The following is an 18,661-nucleotide window of genomic DNA, read 5'->3' as shown; positions in this document are numbered from 1 at the left end:
CGCGTGGCGCGGGGGCGGCGTCCCGGGGGGCCGGGGCGGTGGGCCCCTCGGGGGCGGTGGGTTCGTTCGCGGGGGCCGGGGACCCGTCGGCGGGGGCGGACGCCTCCGCGCTGACGGACGCGCCGGTGGAGGCGGGCCCGGCCGTGGCGGTGGGAACGGGGGCCGCGCCGTCCGTGGCGGTAGCAGTGGCGGGCCCGGCCGTGGTGGCGGAGGCGGAGCTGAGGGCGACCCCGTCCGCGCGGGCGGACCCGTCGGTGGCCGGGGAGGCGGCGGACCCGACGGCGGAGGCCGGGACGGAGGCCGAGGCCGCGACGGAAGCGGCGGCCGGGACGGAAGGGGAGCCCGTGACGGACGGGACGGCCGGGACGGGCGCGACGGCCGGGACGGACGCGGTGGCCGGGGCGGCAGCGGCGGCCGGGACGGAAGGCGAGGTGGTGTCGGAGGCAGGAGTCGGGACGGGATCGGGACCCGCGACCGGGGCCGGGGCGGTGCCCGGGGCGGCCACCCCCGGCTTCGCGCCGGTTGCCTCCGGTTCCGTGCGGGGCAGGTCCGGCTTCGCGCCGCTCGCACCCGGCTTCGCGCCGGTCGTGCCTGGTTCGGTGCCGGTTGCCCTCGGCTCGGTCCCGTTCGGCTTGGGCTTCGCGCCGGTGGCCTTCGGTTCCGTGCGGGGCAGGTCCGGCTTCGTGCCATTCGCCCCCGGCTTAGTGCCGTTCGCCCCCGGCTTCGTGCCGTTCGCCTTCGGCCCCGTCAGCGGCAACCCCGGCCCCGTGCGCGGCGGCACCGGCTCCGTGCCGGGCAGCCCCGGCTCCGTCCGCGGCAGCCCCGGCACCGTGCCGGACAGCACCGGCTCCGCGCCGGTCGCACCCGGCTCCGTAGCACGCGCACCTCCCAGCGCCGAAGCAGCCGCGCCCAAGTCCAAGGTCGGCTCGTCGTCCGGTAGGCGGATCGTGTTGACGTACCGGCCGTCGAGGAGTGTCACGGTGCGGTCGGCGAGGGCGGCGACGTCCGGGTCGTGGGTGGCGAGCACGACGGTGATGCCGTGCGAGCGGGCGGCCGTCGTCAGGGTGCGCAGCACGTGGGCCCGGTCGGCGCGGTGCAGCGTGGCCGTGGGCTCGTCGGCGAAGAGGACGGAGGGGGCGGCCGCGAGGGCGCGCGCCACGGCCACGCGCTGGCACTCCGCGCGGGTCAGCGCGTACGGGCGCTTGCGCGCGCAGTCGCCGATGTCGAGGCGCTCCAGCCACTCCAGGGCGGTGCGCTTGGCGGCGCGGTGCGAGGTGCCGCGCAGGAGCAGGGTGAGCGCGGTGTTCTCCCAGGCGGTCAGCTCCGGTACGAGGTGGGGCTCGGGGTCGATCCAGCCGAACCGGTCGCGGCGCAGCCGCTCGCGCGCCAGCGGGCCCATGGTGTGCACGGGCGCGGAGTTGAACCAGACCTCGCCGCGCTGGGGCAGCAACTGGCCGGACAGGCAGCGCAGAAGCGTGGTCTTGCCGCTGCCGCGCGGCCCGCCGACCGCGAGGATCTCGCTCTCGCGGACACCGAGCGAGACGCCCGTGAGCGCGGGAGAGCCGTTGAGCGTGATGTGCAGGGCGCGTGCCCACAGCACGTCGTTGTCCGGCGGAGCCACCATGGGCGTACACCTCGGTTCAGATCAGTTCGCGTCCCCCGTACGGGGGAACGAAGGCTGGGCCGATCGGTCACTGGGCACGCTAAGGATTCCGCGGGGGACCTCGGACAAGGACGCGGCCCGGGTGCCTCCATCTCACTCGGATGGGGCACCCGGGCCTCGTGTGCCGGGGGAACGGCGGGGGAACGGCGAGGGGATCAGATCTTGGTCCAGGCCTCCGTGAGGACCTGGCGGACGATGGACTCGATCTCGTCGAACGTCGACTGGTCCGATATCAGCGGCGGCGAGAGCTGGATGACGGGGTCGCCCCGGTCGTCGGCGCGGCAGTACAGGCCGTACTCGAACAGCTTCTTGGAGACGAAGCCGTACAGGACGCGCTCGGACTCCTCGTCGGTGAAGGACTCCTTGGTGGCCTTGTCCTTGACGAGCTCGATGCCGTAGAAGAAGCCGTTGCCGCGGACGTCGCCGACGATCGGCAGGTCGTGCAGCTTCTGCAGGGTGGTCAGGAACGCCGACTCGTTGTCGAGCACGTGCTGGTTGAGGCCCTCGCGCTCGAAGAGGTCGAGGTTGGCGAGGCCGACGGCGGCGGAGACCGGGTGGCCGCCGAAGGTGTAGCCGTGCAGGAAGGTGTTGTCACCCTTGTAGAACGGCTCGGCGATGCGGTCCGAGACGATGGCGGCGCCGATGGGGGAGTAGCCCGAGGTCATGCCCTTGGCGCAGGTGATGATGTCGGGGACGTAGCCGAACTTGTCGCAGGCGAACATCGTGCCGAGGCGGCCGAAGGCGCAGATGACCTCGTCGGAGACGAGCAGCACGTCGTACCGGTCGCAGATCTCGCGCACGCGCTGGAAGTAGCCGGGCGGGGGCGGGAAGCAGCCGCCCGCGTTCTGCACCGGCTCCAGGAAGACCGCGGCGACGGTCTCGGGGCCCTCGAAGAGGATCTCCTGCTCGATCTGGTCGGCGGCCCAGCGGCCGAAGGCCTCCGGGTCGTCGCCGTGGATCGGGGCGCGGTAGATGTTGGTGTTCGGGACCTTGTGGGCGCCGGGGACCAGGGGCTCGAACGGGGCCTTGAGGGCCGGGAGCCCGGTGATGGACAGGGCGCCCTGCGGGGTGCCGTGGTAGGCGACCGCGCGGGAGATGACCTTGTACTTCGTGTGGTTGCCGGTGAGCTTGTGGTACTGCTTCGCCAGCTTCCAGGCGGTCTCGACGGCCTCGCCGCCGCCGGTGGTGAAGAAGACCTTGTTCAGGTCGCCGGGGGCGTGGTGGGCGAGGCGCTCGGCCAGCTCGACGGCGGCCGGGTGGGCGTACGACCATATGGGGAAGAAGGCGAGGTCGGCGGCCTGCTTGGCGGCGACCTCGGCCAGCTCGCGGCGGCCATGGCCGGCCTGGACCACGAACAGGCCCGCGAGACCGTCGAGGTACTTCCGGCCCTGGTCGTCGTAGATGTAGGTGCCCTCGCCGCGCACGATCGTGGGCACGGGCGTGTTCTCGTACGACGACATGCGCGTGAAGTGCATCCACAGGTGGTCGTACGCGGTCTTGCTGAGGTCCTTGCTCACGGCTATCGGGTTCCCCACATGTAGGTCTGCTTCTTCAGCTTGAGGTAGACGAAGCTCTCGGTGGAGCGCACGCCGGGGAGCGCGCGGATCCGCTTGTTGATCACGTCGAGCAGGTGGTCGTCGTCCTCGCAGACGATCTCCACGAGCAGGTCGTGGGAGCCCGCGGTCATCACCACGTACTCCGCCTCCGGCATGGCGGTGAGCGCGTCGGCCACCGGGTCGACGTCGCCCTCCACATCGATCCCGACCATCGCCTGGCGGCGGAAGCCCACGGTGAGCGGGTCGGTGACGGCGACGATCTGCATCACGCCCTGGTCGAGCAGCTTCTGGACGCGCTGGCGCACGGCCGCCTCGGACAGGCCGACGGCCTTGCCGATGGCGGCGTACGGACGGCGGCCGTCCTCCTGGAGCTGCTCGATGATCGCCAGGGAGACGGCGTCGACCGCCGGCGATCCGCCCGGACCGCGACCGCCGCCGGCGGTGCCGCGCGTGGTCGCGCCCTCGCGGGGGCTGGTGGTCGCCCCCTCCCGGGGGCTGCTGGGGTCTGCGCTTCGACTGGCCACGACGTCACTGTGCACGAGGTCTCGACAGTTCCGCAAGGGCCGATCGATGAAATTCGTTGTACTGAGACTTTGTGTGTGCGGATTTCGTAGTCCTGGGGAGCTGGGTATGTTGAAAGCGTCGGTGTACGGATTAGGGTGGTGTCTCATCTACTGGACACCCGCACACGGAAGCCCGTCCCCGGCTCCCGTGCCCGGGCATCTGACTGGAGGGCCGGAAGTGAGCACCGAGCTGCGCCGTCTGCGCAACTACATCAACGGAGAATTCCGGGACGCGGCCGACGGACGGACCACCGAGGTGATCAACCCGGCGACCGGCGAGGCCTACGCCCTTGCGCCGCTGTCCGGCCAGGCCGACGTCGACGCGGCCATGAAGGCCGCCGCCGGCGCGTTCCCCGCCTGGCGCGACCTCGTGCCCGCGGAGCGGCAGAAGGCCCTGCTGAAGATCGCCGACGCCTTCGAGGAGCGGGCCGAGGAGCTCATCGCCGCCGAGGTCGAGAACACGGGCAAGCCCATCGGCCTCACCCGCACCGAAGAGATCCCGCCCATGGTCGACCAGATCCGCTTCTTCGCGGGCGCGGCCCGGCTGCTGGAGGGCCGGGCGGCCGGCGAGTACATGGAGGGCCTGACCTCCATCGTGCGGCGCGAGCCGGTCGGCGTCTGCGCGCAGGTCGCGCCGTGGAACTACCCGATGATGATGGCCGTGTGGAAGTTCGCCCCGGCCCTCGCCGCGGGCAACACGGTCGTCCTGAAGCCCTCGGACACCACCCCGGCGTCGACCGTCCTGATCGCCGAGATCATCGGCTCCATCGTGCCGCCCGGCGTCTTCAACGTGATCACCGGCGACCGCGAGACGGGCCGCATGATGGTCGAGCACCCGACCCCGGCGATGGCCTCCATCACCGGCTCGGTGCGCGCGGGCATGCAGGTCGCCGAGTCCGCGTCCAAGGATCTCAAGCGCGTCCACCTGGAGCTCGGCGGCAAGGCGCCCGTCGTGGTCTTCGAGGACGCCGACATCGCCGGTGCCGTCTCCGGCATCTCCGAGGCGGGCTTCTTCAACGCCGGGCAGGACTGTACGGCCGCCACGCGCGTGCTCGTCCACGAGTCGGTCCACGACGAGTTCGTGACCGCGCTCGCCAAGACCGCCGCCGACACCAGGACCGGGCAGCCGGACGACGAGGACGTCTCCTACGGCCCGCTGAACAACGCCAACCAGCTCGCGCAGGTCTCCGGCTTCATCGACCGGCTCCCGGCGCACGCCAAGGTCGAGGCGGGCGGCCACCGGGTCGGCGAGAAGGGCTACTTCTACGCCCCGACCGTCGTCTCCGGGCTCAAGCAGGACGACGAGATCATCCAGAAGGAGGTCTTCGGCCCGGTCATCACCGTGCAGTCCTTCACGGACGAGGCCCAGGCCGTGGAGTACGCCAACGGCGTCGAGTACGCGCTGGCCTCCTCGGTGTGGACCAAGGACCACGCGCGCGCGATGCGCATGTCCAAGGCGCTCGACTTCGGCTGCGTCTGGATCAACACGCACATCCCGCTGGTCGCCGAGATGCCGCACGGCGGCTTCAAGAAGTCCGGCTACGGCAAGGACCTGTCGGCGTACGGCTTCGACGACTACACGCGCATCAAGCACGTGATGACGTCGCTCGGCTGACGGCGTCGAGGGGTCGCGGGCGTCGCTCGGCTGGCGGTGTCGAGCGGCCGGTGGCGTCGATCGGCCGGTGGCGTTGCTCGGCTGGCGGTGGCGTTCGGCCGGTGGCGTCGTTCGGCTGGCGCGTGCCGGCCGTGCGCGGGGCTGACGTTCTGCGGCGTCTTCGGGGCGGGCGGTGGACACCTTGTCCATTGCCCGCCCCTCGTGCGTGAAGTGAGGCTGGGCCCATGACAGTTGCCGCACGTCGTACGGTCCTCAAGGGCATCGGCGCGGCGGGAGCCCTCGGGGCCCTCGCCGGCTGCGGGGTGCCCGCCGCGTACATCGAGCCGTCCGAGCGGGCCGGGAAGGACCTCTCCGGCCGGGACCGGAGGCTGACGTTCGCCAACTGGCCGCTCTACATCGACACCGACGACCGGGACCGGGCCCGCCGCCCCACGCTGGACGCCTTCGAGGAGCGGACGGGCATCGACGTCCGCTACACCGAGGAGATCAACGACAACGACGAGTTCTTCGGCAAGATCAGCCCGTCGCTGATGAACCGCCAGGACACCGGCCGGGACCTCGTCGTCATCAGCGACTGGATGTGCGCGCGCTTCGTGCGCCTCGGCTGGGTGCAGGAGATGGACCGCACCCGCCAGCCCAACGTCGCGCGGTACCTCGACCCGCTGCTGCGGACGCCGCACTTCGACGAGGGGCGCCGGTTCACCGTGCCCTGGCAGTCCGGCATCACCGGCATCGCGTACAACAGGCGCAGGCTCGGCCGCGAGATCCGGCACGTGTCCGACCTGTGGGCCGGTGACCTGAAGGGGCGGGTCACCCTCCTGTCCGGGCTCGACGAGGCGTTCGCGCTGCTCATGCAGGGCGACGGCGTCGACATCACGCGGTGGGCCGAGGACGACTTCCACCGTATGTGCGACCAGGTCGAGCGGCGCGTCCGCAGCCGCCACATCCGCCGCTTCACCGGCAACGACTACATCAAGGACCTGGCCGGCGGCGACGTCCTCGCCTGCCAGGCCTACAGCGGCGACGTCATCCAGCTCCAGGCCGACGACCCGGACATCGAGTTCGTCGTCCCCGAGGAGGGCGCCGAGCTGTGGGCCGAGTCCCTGATGATCCCCAACCTCGCCCGCCACAAGCGCAGCGCCGAGCGCCTCGTCGACCACTACTACGACCCCGAGGTCGCGGCCCGGCTCGCCGCGTGGGTCGCCTACGTCTGCCCCGTGCCCGCCGCCCGCGACGTCCTCGCCTCGTCCAAGGACAAGGAGCTGGCCGCGCTCGCCGAGGACCCGCTGGTCTTCCCCGACGGCGCGCTGCGCGAGCGGCTCGCCATCGCCCGGGACATCACGCCCGAGGAACGGCCGGATCTGGCGAAGCGGTGGAACTCCCTCGTGGGGCTGTAGCAGGCTCGACCGCATGATCGACGACACGGGGAACGCGACGGTGACGACGGGCGAGGCGGGCGGCGCGGTGCCCGCGGCCGCGACGTACGGGCTGTTCGCGGCGTGGGCGCTGCACGACGCCGAGGAGCTGCTGACGCTGCCGCGGTGGGTACGGACGCGGGTGCCGGAGCTGCGCGAGACCGCGCCCTGGGTGCCCGGGCGGCTGTGGCGGGCGCTGGAGTCGGTGGACGAGCGGGAGTTCGCGGTGGCCGTCGGCGTGGTGGGCGCCATGATGGCGGCGGCCGCGGCCGCCGGGGCGCGCAGCGGGGGCCGCTCCCCGGCCTACCAGACGGTCCTCAACGGCTTCGGCCTGCACGGCCTGGTGCACCTCGCCCAGGCCGCCGCGGTCCGTGGCTACACGCCGGGGGCGGTCACCTCGCCGCTGCTCGTGGTGCCGTTCACCCTGTGGGCGCGGGGGCGGCTGCGCCGCGCGGGGGTGCTGCGGCCCACGCGGACCGGGGAGGTGCTCGCGAGGCTCGCGTGGGCGGGGGCCGCGGCCGGCGCGGCGGCCGCGCGGGCCCGGCGGGTGGTGCGGCGGTAGGGGGCGTGGCCGTAGGGGGCACGCCCTACGGTTCGGGCGCGCTTGCGGCTGGGTCGCGCCGCTGCGGCTGTGCGGCTGTGCGGTTGGCTGCGCCGCTGCGGCTGTGCGGCTGGGCGGTTGGCTGCGCCTCTGCGGCTGGGCGCGGCTGTGCGGTTGGCTGAGGCTGTGCCTGGTGCGGCTGGCTGCACCGCTGCCGCTGCCGCTGCCGTTTCGGCTGCGGTGGCTGAGGCTGTGCGGCTGGGCGCGCCTCTGCGGTTGCCTGGGCGGCTGGCTGCGGCCGTGCGGTTGGCTGCGCCGCTGCGGTTGCGGCTGCGGTTGGCCGAGGCTGTGCGGCTGGGCGCGCCGCTGTGGCTGGCTGCCCCTCTGCGGATCGGCGCGGCGTCCTCGCCGTACGCACCGCCTGCCTGGTCGGGTGCGCCCCTGCCCGAGGGGGCCTGCGTGTGCTCGCTGCGGCGTACCGGAGCCCGTGCTCAGGCAGGCGTTCCGCCTCCGTCGTGCGGCGTGACCACCGCGTCCCACGCCGCCATCGCGCGGTCCACCGTCTTGTCCAGGTCCGCCTGGGTCGCGCCGTCGCGGGCCTGGACCGACATGCCCTGGATGACCGTGGTGTAGAAGGCCGCCACGGCCTGTGTGTCGGTGCCGGCGGGGAGTTCGCCCTCCGCGACGGCGCGCTCCAGGCGCCGGGCCATCATGTCGGCGCCCGCCCTGCGCCAGGTCGCCAGGTGGTCCCGTACGGGCGCGTTCGCCGGTGAGCAGTTGGTGGCGGCCAGCACGATCATGCAGCCGCTCGGCCGGCCCTCGCCCGCGTAGACGCGGGCGTTCTCGCGCAGCACGGCCTCCACGGCGGCGCACGCGGTGGGCTCCTCGGCGAGCGCGCGCGTCATGGCCGCGCCCTCCGTGGCGTTGTAGAGGGCGACGGCCTCCTGGAAGAGCTGTTCCTTGGAGCCGAACGCCGCGTACAGGCTGGGTGAGGCGATGCCCATGGCCGAGGTGAGGTCCGTCATCGACGTCGCCTCGTACCCCTGCTCCCAGAACACCTCCATGGCCCGGCGCAGCGCCGCGTCCCGGTCGAAGCTCCGGGGCCGTCCACGTGTCGCCATCGTCCGCGCCTCCCTGGGCCGAATTCTGTGCCGACTGACAAATATAGGCCTTGACGTGGCGGGAGGCGCGTGTGAGAGTTTCTGTGCTGGTCGACACAGAAATCGGTGCGGGGGGCGCGACGCCGCGAACCGCCGTACGTACGCAGAGACTTGGGGCAGGCGATGACGGATCTTCAGGGCAAGGCGGCACTGGTCACGGGCGGCAGCCGGGGCATCGGGGCGGCGATCGTGAAGCGCCTCGCGCGGGACGGCGCGGACGTGGCGTTCACCTATGTGAGCCCGGCCGGGAAGGAGAAGGCGGAGGCCGTCGTCGCCGAGGTGGAGGCGCTCGGCCGGCGGGCGGTGGCCGTCCAGGCAGACGCGGCGGACGCCGACGCGGTCACCGCGGCGGTGGAGCGGGCCGCGCGGGAGCTCGGCCGCCTCGACATCCTGGTGAACAACGCGGGCGTGTTCCCGCACGGCCCGTTCGAGGAGGTCTCCCTCGACGAGCTGGACCGGGTCCTCGCCATCCACGCCCGGGCCGCGTTCGTGGGCGCGCAGGCCGCGCTCGCGCACCTGCCCGAGGGCGGGCGCATCGTGAGCATCGGCAGCAACCTCGTGCACCGGGTGCCGTTCGGCGGCATCGTCCTGTACTCCATGAGCAAGTCCGCCCTCAGCGGCTTCACCCGGGCGCTCGCCCGCGAGCTGGGGCCGCGCGGCATCACCGTCAACGCGGTCCACCCGGGCTCCACGGACACCGACATGAACCCGGCCGACGGCGAGCACGCCGACTTCCAGCGCGGTCTGTCCGCCCTCGGCCGGTACGCCCACGCCGACGACGTGGCGGCGACGGTCGCCCACCTCGTGGGCCCCGGCGGCCGCGCCGTCACGGGCGCGGAGTTCACGGTGGACGGCGGGACGAACGCCTGACGCCTCCGCGCCCGTCGGGAGGGGGCGCCTCCGGTGGCGTGCACCTGGAGCGCGGCGACCGCCACGGCGCGTCGGACGACCCGGCCGTGCACGCCTCCCGCACCTACGGCCGGGGCACGAGACGTCGACGAGCCGGGCGGCGCACGGCCCGTGGCGCGGGCCCCTGGCCCAAGGTCAGGGCTTGCGGCCCACCGCGCCGAACTGGGGGACCGGCGCTTCCTCGGGGCAGCGCCAGCGCGAACAGGACTCGACGCCCGGGTCGAGCAGCTCCAGGCCGTCGAAGTAGGACAGGAACTCCGCGCGGCTGCGGCCGGTGATCGGGGGCGTGGCGTTGGCGTTCCAGAAGTCCATCGCGGCCTGGTTGCCCGCGCCGCCGACGTCGGCGTCCAACGTGGGGTGGGTCAGGACGAGGTAACTGCCGGACGGCACCCCGTCCATGAGCGTCCGGACGATGCGGTGCGTCTCGTCCGTGTCCGGGATGAAGTTCAGGATGCCGAGCAGCATCACGGCGACCGGCCGGGTCAGGTCCAGCGTCTCGGCGGCGGCGTCCAGGATCTCGCGCGCGTTGCGGGCGTCCTGGTCGATGTACGTGGTCACGCCCCCGGGCGAGCTGGTGAGCAGCGCGTGGGCGTGGGCCAGCACGATCGGGTCGTTGTCGACGTACACGATGCGGGCGTCCGGCGCGTGGCGCTGCGCCACCTCGTGGGTGTTCTCGCCGGTGGGCAGGCCGGTGCCGATGTCCAGGAGCTGGCGCACGCCCGCGTCGCCCACCAGGTGGGAGACCGCCCGGCCGAGGAACGCCCGGTCCGCGCGCGCCACTTCGCCGATGCCCGGGAACATCGCGGTGACCTGGTCGCCGACGGCCCGGTCCACCTGGTAGTTGTCCTTGCCGCCGAGCCAGTAGTTCCACACCCGGGCGTTGTGCGCGATGTCCGTGCGGATCCTGGCGGTGCTGTCTGTGGTCACGCCTGCGGTTCCCTCCCCGTTTCCCGACGTCGCCGCAGTACGGCGGCGAGCGCGTCCACGCGGTTCGTGGTGATCGAGTCCACTCCGTGGGACACGAGCTTACGCATGGTGCGGCGGGTGTCGGCAGTCCACGCGGAGATCAGGTACCCCTGGGCGTGCACGCGGTCGACGAGGGGTGGAGTGACAAGCCCGAAGCGGTAGTTGAGCCAGCGTGGCCTGATCGCGGCGAGCAGGGCGGGGCGCGGCGGCGCGAGCGTCGTCCACGTCAGCGCGATCTCCGCCGCCGGGTCGGCGTCCCGCACCGCGAGCATCTCCGCGGGCCCCGCGCAGTACGCCACGCGGTCACCGGCCCCGCACGCGGCGACGGTGCCGACGACGGTGCGGGCGGTCCTGGGCGTCGCGTCCGGCAGGTCCACGAGCACGCGGTGGCCCTCGGTCTCCTTGAGCGCCTCCTCCAGGGTGGGGACGCCGCCCCGCGTGACGCCGGAGACCTCGGCCGCGGAGAGCAGGGCCAGCGGCCGCTCGTACTCCCACAGGCGCTTCAGCGACGCGTCGTGCAGCAGCACGGGTACGCCGTCGGCGGTCAGGCGGACGTCGATCTCCACCACGTCCGCGCCCCGGTCGAGCGCGGAGCGCAGCGACGGCAGGGTGTTCTCGCGGACGCGGTGGGGATCGCCTCGGTGGGCCACGACGGTCACGGTGCGCATGGGCCCATTGTGGGGGCCCGGGCGATCACGCGCGGGCCCCGTGGCTCAGCGGGACAGCCAGGCCTCGGTGTAGGTGTCGATCTCCGCGGCGATGCGGCGCTTGCCGGCCTCGTCGAGGAAGGACGCCTCGACGGCGTTCTTCGCGAGGTCCGCGATGCCGCGCTCGTCGAGGCCGAGGAGGCGGGCGGCGACGGCGTACTCGGTGTTCAGGTCCGTGCCGAACATCGGCGGGTCGTCGGAGTTGATCGTCACGACGACCCCGGCGTCCACGAACTGCTTGAGGGGGTGCTCGTCGAGCGTGGCGACCGCGCGCGTCGCGATGTTCGACGTCGGGCAGACCTCCAGCGGGATGCGGTGCTCGGCCAGGTGCGCGAGGAGCCACGGGTCCTGGGCGGAGCTGGTGCCGTGGCCGATGCGCTCGGCGCGCAGGTGGGTCAGGGCGTCCCACACGGTCTGTGGGCCGGTGGTCTCGCCCGCGTGCGGCACCGAGTGCAGGCCCGCGGCGATCGCGCGGTCGAAGTACGGCTTGAACTGCGGGCGCGCCACGCCGATCTCGGGCCCGCCGAGGCCGAAGGAGACCAGGCCCTCCGGGCGCAGGCCGTCGGTCGTGGCGAGCCGCACGGTCTCCTCCGCCGCCTCCAGGCCCGCCTCGCCGGGGATGTCGAAGCACCAGCGCAGCACCACGCCGAGCTCCGCCTCCGCCGTCTTGCGGGCGTCCTCGACGGCAGCCATGAAGGCGCGCTCGTCGATGCCGCGGCGGGTGGAGGAGTACGGGGTGATGGTCAGCTCGGCGTAGCGCACGTTCTGGCGGGCGAGCTCGCGGGCCACCTCGTAGGTGAGGAGGTGGACGTCGTCCGGCGTGCGGATGAGGTCGACGACGGACAGGTACACCTCGACGAAGTGGGCGAAGTCCGTGAACGTGAAGTAGTCGACGAGGGCCTCGGGGTCCGTCGGCACCTTGGAGTCGGGGTGGCGGGCGGCGAGGGCGGACACGATGCGCGGGGAGGCCGAGCCGACGTGGTGCACGTGCAGCTCCGCCTTGGGCAGCCCTGCGATGAAGCTGCCGACTGGGGTCTGGGCGGTGTCGGTCATGGTTCCTCCCCGGAACAAGGTGATCGGCTGATCGGGCGACCCCCGAGGGGTCGGGGTCATCGTAGGCGCCCCCCACAAGCAAACGGACAAGCGCTCCGCGCCGGGGCCGCTCTGGGCACCGGGGTGGTCACGGGTGGGCGGGCGGGAGAAGAAACCAACAACGGCGCAAAGCGCTCCGCGCCGGGGCCATGCGGGCGGAGCCGGGGAGCAACGGGTGGGCGGGTGGGAGAAGAACGCACGACGGCGGGACAGCGCTCCGCGCTGGGGCCGCGCCTGGCGGCAGGGTGTCACGGGTGGGAGGGCGGGAAAGAAAACCCGCCCCAGCTCAGCGCAAGCGAAGCCGCGCGGCCCGCCGGCCCGCCTCCACCGCGGCCCTCAGCTCCGCCACCGAGCGGATGTCGTCCGTCGCGCGCACCGCGCCCGCCCCCGTGCTGTCGTTCATGCACGCCACCCTGACACGCACCACGGACACTCCGTCCTGCCTTTTCCCGGGGGACTCGACACCTGGTCGACAGATTCCGTCGCGTAACCAAAAGGCAACTACGGAATCACTTGTTGGACCAGGGGCCCTCTGTCAGGATCGGCACTCAAATCGATCTGGAACGACGTCGGCCCCTTTTTCGGGAGGGGTGGCGGAGGAGAGCGGGATGCACACATTCCAGGCGCGTGACCAGTTCTTCCCGGCACGGGACCGCTTCGCGGACGGCGCGCAGTACATCGCGGGGCGGCTCACCCGGGGCACCTCGGGCCGCGGCCACGCGGTCGTCGACCCGGCCACCGGCGAGGAGGTCCTCCGCTACGAGCTGGCGGGCACCGCGGACGTGGACGCCGCCGTGGCCGCCGCGGCCGAGGCCTTCCCCGGCTGGGCGGGCGCGAGCCCCGGCGAGCGCTCCGACGCGCTGCACCGCTTCGCCGCCGAACTGTCCGCCCGCGCCGAGGACCTGGCCCGCGCGGAGTCCGTCCAGTGCGGCAAGCCGATCAAGCTGAGCCGCGAGTTCGACGTGCCGGGGACCGTCGACAACACCGCGTTCTTCGCCGGGGCCGCCCGCCACCTCTCGGGCCAGTCCGCGGGGGAGTACGACGGCGGCGACCACACCTCGTACGTCCGCCGGGAGCCGATCGGCGTCGTCGGGTCCGTCGCGCCCTGGAACTACCCGCTCCAGATGGCCGCCTGGAAGGTCCTGCCGGCGATCGCCGCCGGGAACACCATCGTGCTCAAGCCCTCCGAGCTGACGCCGCTCACCTCGCTGATGTTCGCCGAAGCCGCCACCGCGGCGGGCATCCCGGACGGGGTCGTGAACGTCGTCACGGGCGCGGGCCGCGACGCCGGCGAGCACCTCGTCGGCCACCCGGACGTGGCCATGACGTCCTTCACGGGCTCCACCGGCGTCGGCAAGCGCGTCGCCGAGCTGGCCACCGCCACCGTCAAGCGCCTGCACCTGGAGCTGGGCGGCAAGGCCCCCTTCGTCGTGTTCGACGACGCCGACCTGGAGGCGGCCGTGCACGGCGCCGTCGCCGGGGCGCTCATCAACAGCGGCCAGGACTGCACCGCCGCGACCCGCGCGTACGTGCAGCGGCCCCTGTACGACGCCTTCGTCTCCGGGGTCGCCGACCTCATGGCGACCGTCCGGCTCGGCGACCCCCTCGACCCGGCCACCGACCTCGGGCCGCTCATCTCGCACGCCCACCGCGACCGCGTGGCCGCCTTCGTCGAGCGGGCCCGGGCCTACGCCTGCGTGGTCACCGGCGGGGCCCCGCTCGACCACCCGGGCGCCTACTACCGCCCCACCCTCATCACCGGCGCCGCCCAGGACAGCGAGGCCGTACAGGCGGAGATCTTCGGGCCCGTCCTCGTCGTGCTGCCCTTCGACGGCGACGACGAGGGGCTGCGGCTCGCCAACGACACCCCCTACGGGCTCGCCGCCTCCGCCTGGACCCGGGACGTGTTCCGCGCCCAGCGCGCCACCCGCGAGATCAAGGCCGGGTGCGTCTGGGTGAACGACCACATCCCGATCCTCAGCGAGATGCCCCACGGCGGCTACAAGGCCTCCGGCTACGGCAAGGACATGTCCGCCTACTCCTTCGAGGAGTACACGCAGATCAAGCACGTCATGTTCGACAACACCGCGGCCGCCCGCAAGGACTGGCACCGCACGGTCTTCGGGGACCGGTAGCGGCCGACGGGCCACCGGCGGCCGGTCCGCGGGGGACAGCCGACACCCGGGTGAGGGCGCCGCGTGACCGGCGGCGCCCCCCTCACCCTCCCGCAAGGAACCCTCCCGCAAGGTACCCCTCCCGCAAGGAACCCCTCCCGCAAGGGACCCTCCCGAAAGGGCAGACCAGCGCATGGAGCAGTACGAGCCCGACCGTCTCTCCCCGGCCCTGCGGGCCGCCTGGCACCGGAGCCTGCGCGGCGGCCGGGACGCGCTCACCGGCCGCTCCCTGCTGCGCGCCACCGGCGGCGCCGCGGTCGCCGCGGGCGGCCTCGGCGCCCTGAGCGCCTGCGGCATCCCCGCCGCGGGCCGGGGCACGGGCGGCCTCGCCGCCGAGGACCGCTCGGCGAAGGAGAAGCGCGTGACCTTCTCCAACTGGACCGAGTACATGGACGTGGACGACGACGAGCGGCGGCCCACCCTGGACGCGTTCACGAAGCGCACCGGCATCACGGTCAAGTACACCGAGGACATCAACGACAACAGCGAGTTCTTCGGGAAGATCAAGCCGCAGCTCGCCGCGGGCCAGGACACCGGCCGCGACCTCATCTGCGTCACCGACTGGCTCGCCGCCCGCCTCATCCGCTTCGGCTGGGTGCAGAAGCTCGACCCGGCGCACCTGCCGCACGCCTACGCCAACCTCTCCGCCCAGTTCCGCTCGCCCGACTGGGACCCCGGACGCGCGTACTCCTACCCGTGGACCGGCATCTCCGCCGTCATCGCGTACAACAAGAAGGCCACGGACGGCAAGGAGATCACCTCCGTCTCGCAGCTCCTCGACGAGCCGAAGCTCAAGGGGCGCGTGGGGTTCCTGTCCGAGATGCGCGACACCGTCGGCATGACCCTGCTCGACCTGGGCAAGGACCCGGCGCGGTTCTCCGACGACGACTTCGACGCGGCGATCGCCCGCCTGCAGAAGGCCGTCGACCGGTGGCAGATACGCCGCTTCACCGGCAACGACTACACCGCCGACCTGGACAAGGGCGACCTCGCCGCGTGCGTGGCCTGGGCCGGTGACGTCGTCCAGCTCAAGCTCTCCAACCCCGACGTCGAGTTCGCGATCCCGGACAGCGGCTACATCACCTCAACCGACAACCTGCTGGTCCCCAACAAGGCGCGCCACAAGCGCAACGCCGAGCGGCTCATCGACTACTACTACGAGCCCGGGCCCGCCGCCCGGCTCGCCGCGTACATCAACTACGTGTGCCCGGTGGACGGCGTCCGGGACGCGCTCGCCCGGATCGACCCGAAGGCGGCGCGCAACCCGCTGATCCTGCCGGACAAGGAGATGGCGGCGAAGTCCCACGCCTTCCGGTCGCTCACGCCGAAGGAAGAGACCGCGTACGAGGAGAAGTTCGCCCGGCTCGCGGGCGCCTGACGCCCCGGTCCCGCGCCCGCCCCGACCGCTCACACCTCTGGGAAGAACTCATGACCGACACCAGCGGCGACGTCCGCCTGACCGGGATCAGCAAGCGCTACGGCTCGTTCACCGCCGTCCACCCGCTCGACCTCACCGTGCCCCAGGGCTCCTTCTACGCCCTGCTCGGCGCCTCCGGCTGCGGCAAGACCACCACCCTGCGCATGATCGCCGGACTGGAGGAGCCCAGCACCGGCACCGTGTGCCTGGGCGAGCAGGACGTCACCGCGCTGCCGCCCTACAAGCGGCCGGTGAACACCGTCTTCCAGTCGTACGCGCTCTTCCCGCACCTCGACATCTTCGAGAACGTCGCCTTCGGCCTGCGCCGGCGCGGCATCAAGTCCGTGAAGAAGCAGGTCGGCGAGATGCTCGACCTGGTCCAGCTCGGCGAGCAGGCCCGCAAGAAGCCGCACCAGCTCTCCGGCGGCCAGCAGCAGCGCGTCGCCGTGGCCCGCGCCCTCATCAACCACCCCAAGGTGCTGCTGCTCGACGAGCCGCTCGGCGCCCTCGACCTGAAGCTGCGCCGCCAGATGCAACTGGAGCTCAAGCGCATCCAGACCGAGGTCGGCATCACCTTCGTCCACGTCACGCACGACCAGGAGGAGGCCATGACGATGGCCGACACCGTCGCCGTGATGAACGGCGGCCGCGTCGAGCAGCAGGGCGCCCCCGCCGAGCTGTACGAGAACCCGCGCACGACGTTCGTCGCGAACTTCCTCGGCACCTCCAACTTCATAGCGGCCGAGGTGCACTCCGTCAGCGGCGACGACGTCGTCCTCACGGCGGGCGACGGCAAGCTCGTGCTGCCGAGGAACCGGTGCGCCGCCGCCACGGGCCCCGGCGGAAAGGTCCTCGCCGGCGTCCGCCCCGAGAAGATCAGCCTGGCCCACGCCGACGACGCGGGCACCGTCCCGGACGGCCGCAACCGCCTCACGGGCCGCATCGCCGCCGCCAGTTTCCTCGGCGTCTCCACGCAGTACGTGATCGACAGCCCCGTGTGCGCCGCCTTCGAGGTGTACGCGCAGAACGTCGAGCGCGACCCCCGGCTCACCCCCGGCGCCGAGGTCGTCCTGCACTGGAACCCCGCCCACACCTTCGGCCTCGACGCGGGCCAGGACGTCGAGGCGGGCATCGAGAAGGTCGAGGAGGACGCGTGACGGCCCCCGTCCAGGCGCCCGCGCCCACCGACGGTGCCCCGCCGCCGGCCGGGCCCCGCAGGCGCGGCCGCCTCGTCCCGTACTGGCTGCTGCTGCCCGGCCTGCTGTGGCTGCTCGTCTTCTTCGCGCTGCCGCTGGTCTACCAGGCCTCCACGTCGGTGCAGACCGGCTCCCTGGAGGAGGGGTACGAGGTCACCTGGCACGTCGCCACGTACGGGGAGGCGCTCGGCGACTACTGGCCGCAGTTCCTGCGCTCGGTGCTGTACGCGGGCGCCGCCACGGCCGGGTGCCTGCTGCTCGGCTATCCGCTGGCGTACCTCATCGCGTTCCGCGCGGGCCGCTGGCGCAACCTGATCCTCGTCCTCGTCATCGCGCCCTTCTTCACCAGCTTCCTCATCCGCACCCTTGCCTGGAAGACGATCCTCGCCGACGGCGGGCCCGTGGTCGGCGCGCTGAACGCGCTGCACGTCCTGGACGTCACCAACTGGCTCGGCGCCACCGACGGCGACCGCGTCCTCGCCACGCCGCTCGCCGTGGTCTGCGGGCTCACGTACAACTTCCTGCCGTTCATGGTGCTGCCGCTGTACACGTCCCTGGAGCGGATCGACCCGCGGCTGCACGAGGCCGCGGGCGACCTCTACGCCCGGCCCTCCACGACGTTCCGCAAGGTCACGTTCCCGCTGTCGATGCCCGGTGTCGTCTCCGGCACGCTGCTCACCTTCATCCCGGCCGCGGGCGACTACGTCAACGCCGACCTGCTCGGCTCCACCGACACCCGCATGGTCGGCAACGTGATCCAGACGCAGTTCCTGCGCATCCTGGACTACCCGACGGCCGCGGCCCTGTCGTTCCTCCTCATGGCCGCCATCCTGCTCATGGTGACGTTCTACATCCGCAAGGCGGGGACGGAGGACCTGGTCTAGTGAGAACGCCCTTCCGCTGGCTGCGCCGGAACCTCGTCGTCATCGCCGGCCTGCTCACGCTCGCCTATCTGCTGCTGCCCAACGTCGTCGTCACGGTGTTCTCCTTCAACAAGCCGAAGGGCCGCTTCAACTACTCCTGGCAGGAGTTCTCCACCGAGGCCTGGCAGGACCCGTGCGGCGTCGCCGACATGTGCGGCTCGCTCTCGCTCAGCCTGCGCATCGCGTTCTGGGCGACGCTGGGCGCCACCGTGCTCGGCACGATGATCGCCTTCGCCCTGGTGCGCTACCGCTTCCGGGCCCGCGGCGCCGTGAACGCGCTGATCTTCCTGCCGATGGCGATGCCCGAGGTGGTCATGGCCGCCTCGCTGCTCACGCTGTTCCTCAACATGGGCGCCCAGCTCGGCTTCTGGACCGTCCTGATCGCGCACATCATGTTCTGCCTGAGCTTCGTGGTCACCGCCGTGAAGGCCCGCGTGATGTCGATGGACCCGCGTCTGGAACAGGCCGCGCAGGACCTCTACGCCGGACCCGTGCAGACGTTCCTGCGGGTCACGCTGCCGATCGCGGCACCGGGCATCGCGGCGGGAGCGCTGCTCGCCTTCGCGCTGTCGTTCGACGACTTCATCATCACGAACTTCAACGCCGGGTCCACTGTGACGTTCCCCATGTTCGTCTGGGGATCCGCGCAGCGGGGCACGCCCGTTCAGATCAATGTGATCGGTACGGCGATGTTCCTCGTCGCCGTGGTCCTGGTGCTCGCCGGAATGCTCGTCGGCAGGCGCCGCAACAGGAAGTCCACCTGA

Annotated in this window: 15 protein-coding genes and 1 pseudogene; 9 read left to right on the top strand and 7 right to left on the bottom strand. The window is 72.5% G+C overall.

The window, feature by feature from the left end; translation table 11 throughout:
* Positions 1-934: 934 nt before the first annotated feature.
* The 3 genes and pseudogenes from IE330_RS19930 to IE330_RS19920 all read right to left on the bottom strand — a co-directional run.
* Positions 935-1,624 (bottom strand): annotated as a pseudogene (locus tag IE330_RS19930) (ABC transporter ATP-binding protein); the annotation flags it as partial.
* 194 nt (positions 1,625-1,818) lie between these two features.
* A complete protein-coding gene (locus IE330_RS19925; RefSeq protein WP_190137420.1) occupies positions 1,819-3,198 on the bottom strand; it encodes an aspartate aminotransferase family protein in 1,380 nt (459 codons plus the stop codon).
* On the bottom strand, positions 3,183-3,758 hold the full coding sequence (locus tag IE330_RS19920) for an Lrp/AsnC family transcriptional regulator (protein ID WP_373314692.1): 576 nt from the start codon (positions 3,756-3,758) through the stop codon (positions 3,183-3,185). Before IE330_RS19920 ends, IE330_RS19925 begins: the two co-directional genes overlap by 16 nt.
* 202 nt (positions 3,759-3,960) lie before the next feature.
* Between IE330_RS19920 and IE330_RS19915 the strand changes: the two genes are divergently transcribed.
* From IE330_RS19915 to IE330_RS19905, 3 genes are all read left to right on the top strand, one after another.
* Complete coding sequence (locus tag IE330_RS19915) at positions 3,961-5,397, top strand: gamma-aminobutyraldehyde dehydrogenase (RefSeq protein ID WP_190137418.1); 1,437 nt, start codon at positions 3,961-3,963, stop codon at positions 5,395-5,397.
* Between the two features lie 224 nt (positions 5,398-5,621).
* The gene (locus IE330_RS19910; protein ID WP_190137417.1) at positions 5,622-6,794 is read left to right on the top strand and encodes a polyamine ABC transporter substrate-binding protein; all 1,173 of its coding nucleotides are present in this window, start codon (positions 5,622-5,624) and stop codon (positions 6,792-6,794) included.
* A gap of 13 nt (positions 6,795-6,807) precedes the next feature.
* Entirely contained in the window at positions 6,808-7,374 is a 567-nt protein-coding gene (locus IE330_RS19905) for an HXXEE domain-containing protein (RefSeq protein WP_190137416.1), read from the top strand.
* Positions 7,375-7,844: 470 nt separating this feature from the next.
* On the opposite strand, the gene IE330_RS19900 is transcribed toward IE330_RS19905, so the two are convergent.
* On the bottom strand, positions 7,845-8,474 hold the full coding sequence (locus IE330_RS19900) for a TetR/AcrR family transcriptional regulator (RefSeq protein ID WP_190137415.1): 630 nt from the start codon (positions 8,472-8,474) through the stop codon (positions 7,845-7,847).
* A 162-nt stretch (positions 8,475-8,636) separates the two neighbouring features.
* Between IE330_RS19900 and IE330_RS19895 the strand changes: the two genes are divergently transcribed.
* Positions 8,637-9,383, top strand: coding sequence for an SDR family NAD(P)-dependent oxidoreductase (locus tag IE330_RS19895; RefSeq protein ID WP_190137414.1), 747 nt, complete (start codon positions 8,637-8,639; stop codon positions 9,381-9,383).
* Between the two features lie 174 nt (positions 9,384-9,557).
* Here IE330_RS19895 and IE330_RS19890 read toward each other — a convergent pair whose 3' ends face one another.
* Genes IE330_RS19890 through IE330_RS19880 form a run of 3 tightly spaced genes read right to left on the bottom strand, consistent with a single transcriptional unit; the run spans position 9,558 to position 12,148 of the window.
* Positions 9,558-10,349, bottom strand: coding sequence for an SAM-dependent methyltransferase (locus tag IE330_RS19890; protein WP_190137413.1), 792 nt, complete (start codon positions 10,347-10,349; stop codon positions 9,558-9,560).
* On the bottom strand, positions 10,346-11,056 hold the full coding sequence (locus tag IE330_RS19885) for a glycerophosphodiester phosphodiesterase (protein WP_190137412.1): 711 nt from the start codon (positions 11,054-11,056) through the stop codon (positions 10,346-10,348). Before IE330_RS19885 ends, IE330_RS19890 begins: the two co-directional genes overlap by 4 nt.
* A gap of 45 nt (positions 11,057-11,101) precedes the next feature.
* Positions 11,102-12,148: an adenosine deaminase gene (locus tag IE330_RS19880; RefSeq protein WP_190137411.1), complete on the bottom strand. Its 1,047-nt coding sequence runs from the start codon at positions 12,146-12,148 to the stop codon at positions 11,102-11,104.
* 647 nt (positions 12,149-12,795) lie between these two features.
* Between IE330_RS19880 and IE330_RS19875 the strand changes: the two genes are divergently transcribed.
* The 5 genes from IE330_RS19875 (at position 12,796) to IE330_RS19855 (ending at position 18,661) form a co-directional block, all read left to right on the top strand.
* Complete coding sequence (locus IE330_RS19875) at positions 12,796-14,322, top strand: gamma-aminobutyraldehyde dehydrogenase (RefSeq protein ID WP_190137410.1); 1,527 nt, start codon at positions 12,796-12,798, stop codon at positions 14,320-14,322.
* 172 nt (positions 14,323-14,494) lie between these two features.
* The gene (locus IE330_RS19870) at positions 14,495-15,739 is read left to right on the top strand and encodes an ABC transporter substrate-binding protein (RefSeq protein ID WP_190137409.1); all 1,245 of its coding nucleotides are present in this window, start codon (positions 14,495-14,497) and stop codon (positions 15,737-15,739) included.
* A gap of 50 nt (positions 15,740-15,789) precedes the next feature.
* Positions 15,790-16,935, top strand: coding sequence for an ABC transporter ATP-binding protein (locus IE330_RS19865; RefSeq protein WP_190137408.1), 1,146 nt, complete (start codon positions 15,790-15,792; stop codon positions 16,933-16,935).
* Positions 16,932-17,858 (top strand): ABC transporter permease, encoded by a 927-nt coding sequence (locus tag IE330_RS19860; protein WP_190137407.1) that lies wholly within the window; start codon positions 16,932-16,934, stop codon positions 17,856-17,858. Before IE330_RS19865 ends, IE330_RS19860 begins: the two co-directional genes overlap by 4 nt.
* Positions 17,858-18,661: an ABC transporter permease gene (locus IE330_RS19855; protein WP_190137406.1), complete on the top strand. Its 804-nt coding sequence runs from the start codon at positions 17,858-17,860 to the stop codon at positions 18,659-18,661. Before IE330_RS19860 ends, IE330_RS19855 begins: the two co-directional genes overlap by 1 nt.

Source organism: Streptomyces longispororuber, assembly GCF_014656095.1.
GTDB lineage: Bacteria > Actinomycetota > Actinomycetes > Streptomycetales > Streptomycetaceae > Streptomyces > Streptomyces longispororuber.
This window is presented reverse-complemented; position numbering and strand designations above follow the sequence as displayed.